This is a genomic window from Paenibacillus sp. P5_B5 (genome assembly GCF_056400365.1).
Genome location: NZ_JBFULK010000002.1, coordinates 459,510 through 467,534, shown reverse-complemented (window position 1 = coordinate 467,534; position 8,025 = coordinate 459,510). Strand labels below are relative to the sequence as shown.

Genomic DNA, 8,025 nt, shown 5'->3' with positions numbered 1-8,025 from the left:
ACCTCTTCCTTGCTTAAATCCGCAATAATAACATGTACTTTGCGACCCATTGCTTTAATTTCAGCTTCAGCCTCTGCCGAATTGTTCGTGTGAGTGACGATACAAATATCCGCACCCGCTTCTGCCAACCCTTTGGCCATACCGAAACCCAGTCCAATCGCGCCACCAGTTACAAGAGCGGTTTTACCTGTTAAATCGAACAAATGTTGCATTTATTAATTCCTCCTTAAGAATGTAGTAGTATAAGTGCACAAAATTATTTAAGCATTTTCATCGGAACAGCATCCATATCGTCAAAAACTTGATTTTCTCCTGCCATGCCCCAAATAAATGTATAGTTACTTGTTCCCACGCCACTATGAATAGACCAGCTTGGAGAAATAACAGCTTGCTCATTCCGCATTACGATATGACGTGTTTCTGTTGGCTGACCCATGAGGTGGAATACAACACCATCTTCAGGCATATCAAAATACAGGTATACCTCCATACGGCGGTCATGTGTATGACAAGGCATTGTGTTCCACATATTACCTGGCTTTAACATAGTCAGGCCCATCACTAGCTGACAACTTTTAATACCAGCAGGATGAATGAACTTATAAATCGTGCGCTCATTCGAATTGGTAATCGATCCAAGATGAACTGGAGCTGCTTCGCTAATTGCTGCCTTAACTGTAGGATAAGTATGATGTGCAGGTGTTGAGTTGATATAGAATTTAGCTGGTTGATTCGGATCTACCGTCTTAAAGACAACTTCCTTAGCACCCATCCCAATATAGAGACAATCCTTATTCTCCATTGCATATTCAACACCATCAACTACGATAGCACCTGTAGCACCGATGTTAATAATTCCGATTTCTCGTCTCTCTAGAAAATAGTCTGCTCCTATTTCCTTATTGTCGACCTCTAACTTAACGTCCTTAGTTACAGGAACAACACCACCCGTAATAATCCGATCTACGTGACTATAAGTAAGCTGAAGCTTATCAGAAACAAAAAGAGAATCAATAAAAAATTGCTTACGTAATTCTTCGGTATCAAAGCCTTTCACTGCATCTGGATGTGAAGCATAACGAATATCCATATTTCCCACTCCTCTATTTATAAAGAATATGACTACTATTCATCTTTACATTAGCTTACAAAAATCGGTGAAATCCAAGCAAACTGATTGTTGACTTGGCGTATTTCAATATGATACACATCTGTATCCTGATCCTTCTCCGTATCGTTCCATTCCAAATGAATATTGTAAGCTGTTTCCGGAGCCGCACGATGAATCAAGATTGCCTCCGAGCTATAAGGCTGTACATGCAAGGAACGAGATCCTTCCAACAATTCAGCCAAGCTGGCTTCTAGCTTGATTCCATTAGCCTCTACGACTAATACGGTTGTTTCATCTCCCTCTACTTCAAGCACTACTGCTGCTGTAGCCGGATGTACTGTACTTGGGTTTTGGACTGTCGTACAAGTCCAGGCAAGTGATTGCTCCGTCTGCTCGACAATCTTATTGCCAAGCTTGTTGATATCTGGATTCTCTCTCATGCCAGGCTCAGGCGCGAGCACGCTACGACCACGGAAGCAGCTATCTGCAGCAAGAAGTTTACCATTCTTCACTTGAGCTGTAGCGTTCCAGTTATAGCCTTGCTTAGACTCGCCCCAGCCCATTTCCACTCTAATCTTGTACTTGTTCATACCGCCCTTTGAAGGGATTATCTCTATGCTTTCCCCTGTAACTACCTTCCAAGGCTTTGTGTTTTTAAACACTGTAATCTTATCAATATAATCTGCACATACAGCATCCAGTACCAGATGTCGATCGCCTGCTGCTTCCACTTCACTACCCATGCAAGCTCCATTCATTGTGAACTGGCATTCGATCTTGTCTCCTGTAACTGCATATGTGCGACCAGCTTTAATTGCTTCCCAGATCGATTCACGAGTCTTCTCATCTGCCCATACCGCAACGCGTCCATCGCCATATGATCCAGGATAACCTGCATGATGGTCAGTGGATCCGGCAAAGCTAAATTTCTTGCCTTTTTTCAACCCCGTAAATGCCGTATTGCGTGAGTCTCTAGGCCCCATCGTATGCAAGTAAGGATATGAGGTCTCATCTGACATACCAGAGCCATGCTTGGAGAACACTTCAACAATCGGTGAAATATCATTACGGAAGGCTTCCCAATTGATTCCGCGATAACCAGGTGTATAGCCGATATGATGCGGAATAGCAATCACTTGATAAGGTGCAAGCTTCTCAGCAAGCTTCTGTGGAGAAGCTGCATATTCAAGAGGAAGCTCATCGCTTGGCGATATCACATGATGATCCCCAAATTCGCTGGAATGAATCTCGTAACCTTGAAAAGTAACAAATTCATGCGGAATATTAGCTTCTTGTACCTGTGAACGGATCGCTTCCCAATCCGCACGTAATTTAGCAAAACCATCATTGTGGAAATCTACCAGGAATGCTGTCTCCTCTGTCCGCTCCGGCATATCTGGCCACATCGCATGACCGATAATAGCGACAAAATCCAATTGTCCTTTTGCTGCCTCCAATGCATTCTTCAATGCGCCAAATCCATAAGTGATTCCACAATGATTGTGCAAATCTCCAAATAATAGTTTCATATCTATTCTCTCCTTTAACTCTATTAGACAATTCTATTAGCCTTCATAGGGAACATCCTGCACTTCAAGCTGTAGTGCAGTCAATTCTTGTTTCAATCTATCAATAATGTCTGCATAAGCAGCGTCATGATAAACATTATTCATTTCATAAGGATCTTTCTTCAGATCATAAAGCTCCCACTCCGGCGGTCTACGCTCGTCAAGAGAACCCGTTGTCCCTAAAGCATCCGCATAGTAATAAATCAGCTTGTACTCGTGAGTACGGATGCCATAATGGGAATAGACAGAGTGCTGCTCGTCTAGATGCATCCAATAACGGTAATACATCGATGTTCGCCAATCATCTGGAGTTGTACCGCTCAATATCGATCTGAAGCTCTTACCCTGCATAGCTTCTGGAACAGCCACACCTGCCGCATCCAGGAAAGTAGCTGCAAAGTCCACGTTAAGCACCATATCCTGACTGACGCTGCCCGGCTTAATCTCTCTCGGATATTGAATGAGCAGCGGCATCCGCAATGATTCCTCATACATAAAACGTTTGTCGAACCAGCCATGATCTCCTAAGAAAAAGCCTTGGTCGGAAGTATATACGACAATCGTATTGTCCAATACATTCTCTTCTTCCAAGGTATCCAGCAGAATACCAACACCTTCATCAATTGAAGCAACGCAGCGGAGATAATCTTTAATATAACGTTGATAATTCCAGCTTTTGATCTGCTCTGGCGTGCTTCCTTCCGGCGGATCTGCCTTGACATCCTTTCTTTTTAAGTCCCGATCAATCCGCATTCTGGCTTCACGTGCAGCCTCGGCATGCGTGCTGTAATCATCATGGAATGTAACAGGCTCAGGAATTTCAACATCTTCATATAAATCGGCATATTTAGGCGAAGGCAACCATGACCGATGCGGTGCTTTATGATGGCACATTAACATAAACGGCTTATTCTTATCCCGACTTTTAATCCAGTCCCTTGACATTTCCGTAATAAGATCTGTTACATAGCCACTTATCTTCTTCGTTTCACCCATCTCAATAAATTCCGGATCAAAATAATCTCCTTGGTGTGGAAGAACATTCCAATAGTCAAATCCGGTAGGATCAGAATTACCGCCATGGCCTAGATGCCATTTTCCTATGATCCCTGTTTCATATCCCGCTTGCTGCAGCAGCTTGGGATAATTCATCATAGTTCCATCAATGTCATCATCAAGTGTCTTTACACCATTGATATGGTTATATACACCCGTTAAAATCGTTGCCCGACTTGGAGCACAGATGGAATTGGTGCAGAAACAATTGTCAAAGCGAATGCCATTTTCGGCAATTCGGTCAATATTCGGTGTTTGATTAATCACACTGCCATAACTGCTAATTGCATGTGAAGCATGATCATCGGACATGATGAATAAAATATTAGGCTGTTTCATTTGATCTACCTTTCTTTCTCTTAATGCATCATTGCATCTGAAGCTGATAGACGCGAATTTCAGCATAGGAGTTCCATTGATTCACACTGTTGCCGTGACCAGTGATTCGGATATACTGGGCATCATGCTGCTTCACATACGTTTTCTCGATATCCAAGCTTTCACCACTGCTCTGACCTGAATATGCCTTATACCAGGTCTGGCCATCCAGCGAGGTTTCGATATCATATTTGAAGCTGCGCTCATTTCCTCGGATAAACGCAATTCCAACACTATTAACGGTCTTAACTTCCCCAAGATCGAGCATAATCCATTGATCACCTTCTGCACCCCAGTAAGTACCCAGATTACCATCGATAGCTTTATCCTCTGTATTACCTACATCATCTTGCGAGGCACTTGCAGAAACACTTACAATAGGGAGCTCGGTTAAACGCTCCTCTTCACCGTTAAGAGGCACTAATTTGTAATTGAATTGATAAACACTCTTTATTTCAGGATATTGCAAAGAGGTTACAATAACCTTCGTTACACCAGGAACCTCGTCTGCTGGGATGACTTTTACATCATTCAGCGATTGATCATACGTAAATTCCAGCGCAGGTACATCCGTACGATCAAGCGGCAACTGAATATCATAGCTGAATTTCTGCTCATCGAAATCTGCTAACGGTACACCGTCTATGCTTGCACTTTGAATAACAGGAATCGTGAGTTCACCATCTGCAATGTTCCACATGTCGAGCGGAACGCTGCTAACCGTTGTGTTAGTATCCTCGATTGACCCAACGATCGGGATCATTGATACCGTCAATCTCATTTCCTTGACTTGATCCAGCTTGATAAATAGTTTGCGAATGCCTGCATTTTGGTTTTGTTTAGAAGGATTAGGCGATTCCGGTAGCGGCTTCGCGTCCAAAACGCCAAACCTCACATCAATCGGTTGGTTCGCTCCATCACGAGCATCACTATCCAGTCCAACCCAGAGTTTTTCTCCACCCTTGCTTAAGATTGCCGACTTTCCATCAGCACTCACTTGAATGTCAGCTTCTGTATGCATAAACCAATAGGCAGTTGATGGGCTTAAGAAGGACACCTCATCTTGAATCGTAGCTCTCGTACGGTTCGATGCAAGCATCACACCCCGCTTAGCTTGAGAGACATACCTGTCGTACGCCTCCGTCAGATTTGCAATCGCAAATCCGCCAGACGGCTTGCTTTCTACCTTCTCTATCTTGGAGAATGCCTTAATATTCTGCTGTGCGCCTCCATCGGGATTTATAACTAATGTGTTGTGCCCCTCTGGATTTAAGCGATAATATGTTAAACGTTCCTTATCATAATTCGAATAGCCCGGCAGATTATAATCATCTTTGCCCAGGTCAATTGCCCATTGCTGTCCCAAGGATTCAAATGCGAAGCTGCCCAGGTCATAATGTCCATGGCTGACTACGTTATTGCCCGCTTTAAGTCCTAAGAAGTTTGAATTAGGATCTTCCCATTTGCTTCTGAACGTAGCTACCTCTGTCCCACTGAAATATTGATCCAAATCCAGCGTTTGCCCAGGGATATAAAGAGCAGGGTCATACCATAGCATTTCTAATTCAGAGCCAGCACTCTTGAATTTATTCTTATTATCCAGATGGACAGATGCTAATAATGGATCCCCGTATTTCTTCGCTATCCACATTTCTTCAGCGGACATTACCTTGTTGCTTGAAGCATCACCATAGTTAAGTGAACCAACTGCTCCACTTAAGTACGTTGGAAAGTAAGCTGTCTTGTTAAGCCCAGGAGTTTGGTCATAACCATAGCTTGTACCTAACGTTGTTTCCAGAGAAGAAATAAACCGTACAATGTACTCTAAAGTATATTTCCAGTAGCTTGGACCTTCCGCCCACGCTCCATCAGGAGTAAATTCGAGTAAAATAAAATCCTCAAGTCCATTAAACGCAACATCCAGTATCTTTCCACCGAATTGCTGCATGGTTACTGTCTCTTTGGACGGCAGCAAGATTTCCCTATCCAGGTCTCCGATCGCCATCAAGGTGAGAACTGAGGATCCGTTACATACCGCATTCCAGTTATTCGCTCTTGGGTACGTGTGAATCCACCATACATTTTTGTTATAGGCTTCCAGTGTTTTAACAAGACCCTTCTGGATCATAGCATCCTCAAGGATACGTCTTTGCTCCGGCGTCCATTCGTCATACAGCCAGTCATACGCAATAGCAAGACCTTCCATGAATTCTGCCGTATTCAGAAATTCATTCGCTTCGTTCCAATTAGGGAATTGTGATGACGTATAAACTTCATCCCAGATCCGCTGCTTATATTGTTCCTTCTTGGCAGCATCATCGCTTAGATGATAGAGCATTCCCAGGTTGATCACGAGCGGTCCCACTTGTCTGGAACCTTTCATTCTTCTGCCATCTGGAAGATCATCTGTAGGAAGCGCCATAACCAAATGCTTCTCGCCTAGCTTCTGAATATCTTGATACCACTTGTTGATCGTAGGTTCTCCAGACTCGATCATCGACTTAACACGAGCAAAATCAGACGAAGTTGCGAGAACTCTCGGGTGAGGCGCATTGTTGCTCATCAATTGAGCAATGGCTTCATCTCCGGTCGGTCTATCATAAACAATCTCTTTGATCGCTTCCTCGATAAAGAACTTTTCATTATCCTGAGGCTTTACACTTTCATCTGCCTTATCAAGCGTATCGTCAAACGGTTTCGCATTATCGCCTATGACAATAAGCCCTCTGCCTTTATAGTCCGTGTACACCTGTTTATGAAGTATGGTTCCCGCTAGGTCTAAAGGAACCATCACATCGTCGGAAGTAAACTGAATATATGGAGTAGGTTGCACTTTGTTGCCGGCAATCAATGCATGATTTTTATTAACCACAATGTTCCGACCATCCACTTTTACATTGGCGCTTTTTCCATGGACTTTCACATCAACACCAAAGAATTGGCCTACAAAACGAAGGGGGACGACGATCTCTCCCTCAACTTTTCGCGGTTTATTCTGCTCACTAATAGCATTAACCGTTTTAACATTATCCTTCAGCACATTGGGGCTATTCACAACCATGGCCAAAGCACCCTCTAGACGATTCTGAACGGAAATGCCAAGGTCATTGTCAAAATCCATTAATGAATCTGGTACATTGATCTCCTGTAACTCTTCCATCGTCTTCAACTCATGGCCTTCATACACCCTCATATTATCCAGCAAGGTTGTATAGTTTTTGTTGCCGTAGACATCTGTTGTCAGATCCGCCTGCGCGTTTCGTTTAGCCCGAACTCGAATGTAATTGATACCTGCTGCATTGCTGCTATTCTTCAGGACAATCGAATCTAGTTTTTGGACTCCGTCTACATAGACAGATACCGTCTGTACATCAGGTTTAAAATTGATCGCAAATGAAAGTCGGTACCACTGGTTCATATCTAATGGTATTTTTTTGCCTTCAACTTTTAAAATGCCATCAGGCCCTATGCTTCCTAGTGTAATGCCTTTATTACTGCTGTCTTTGACTTCGAAAAATCGATTTCCATTAAAATCCAGTAACTTGATATCAAAATCAAGGATGAGTTCGCCAGTTAAGTCTTCCGTCCCGAAACGTTTGGCAAGGCCTACATCGGGTTGATCTGCTACAGACTCATTGATCCTCAGCGCTGCGCTTGATCCATTAGGAGCCGTATATTCGTCGTTCAGTGCACCGCTTGATTTCTTCACATCTGGTATGCCTGTCAGCTCAAACCCGCTTGGCGGAGCACCTGTTTGAGTATAGTCTTCAAAATCTTGAACTAAATGTACATTGAGAGTAGATGCTGCATAAGCTGGCAATGCACCCAAGATTCCGCCGAACCCTAGGACGATACTTAACATTAAACTGATACGTTGAAATAGCTTTCTCCGCAAATTCATCCTTGTCTAGC

The 8,025-nt window shown here is 43.3% G+C and carries 5 protein-coding genes; all 5 read right to left on the bottom strand.

What is annotated here, in order from left to right; all coding sequences use genetic code 11:
* The coding region (locus tag AC1DOK_RS04780) for an SDR family NAD(P)-dependent oxidoreductase (RefSeq protein ID WP_477553084.1) at positions 1-212 on the bottom strand (212 nt) is incomplete at its 3' end.
* A 44-nt stretch (positions 213-256) separates the two neighbouring features.
* Positions 257-1,090, bottom strand: a complete 834-nt coding sequence (kduI, locus tag AC1DOK_RS04775; RefSeq protein ID WP_477553083.1) for a 5-dehydro-4-deoxy-D-glucuronate isomerase — start codon at positions 1,088-1,090, stop codon at positions 257-259.
* Between the two features lie 50 nt (positions 1,091-1,140).
* On the bottom strand, positions 1,141-2,640 hold the full coding sequence (locus tag AC1DOK_RS04770) for a DUF3604 domain-containing protein (protein ID WP_477553082.1): 1,500 nt from the start codon (positions 2,638-2,640) through the stop codon (positions 1,141-1,143).
* 36 nt (positions 2,641-2,676) lie between these two features.
* Positions 2,677-4,074: a sulfatase family protein gene (locus AC1DOK_RS04765; protein ID WP_477553081.1), complete on the bottom strand. Its 1,398-nt coding sequence runs from the start codon at positions 4,072-4,074 to the stop codon at positions 2,677-2,679.
* A gap of 28 nt (positions 4,075-4,102) precedes the next feature.
* Positions 4,103-8,014 (bottom strand): discoidin domain-containing protein, encoded by a 3,912-nt coding sequence (locus AC1DOK_RS04760; protein WP_477553080.1) that lies wholly within the window; start codon positions 8,012-8,014, stop codon positions 4,103-4,105.
* Between the last annotated feature and the right edge of the window lie 11 nt (positions 8,015-8,025).

Excerpts from the sequence above, each read along its gene's own strand:
- kduI (WP_477553083.1), bottom strand. The coding sequence starts at position 1,090 with ATGGATATTCGTTATGCTTCACATCCAGATGCAGTGAAAGGCTTTGAT.
- AC1DOK_RS04770 (WP_477553082.1), bottom strand. The coding sequence starts at position 2,640 with ATGAAACTATTATTTGGAGATTTGCACAATCATTGTGGAATCACTTAT.
- AC1DOK_RS04765 (WP_477553081.1), bottom strand. The coding sequence starts at position 4,074 with ATGAAACAGCCTAATATTTTATTCATCATGTCCGATGATCATGCTTCA.
- AC1DOK_RS04760 (WP_477553080.1), bottom strand. The coding sequence starts at position 8,014 with ATGAATTTGCGGAGAAAGCTATTTCAACGTATCAGTTTAATGTTAAGT.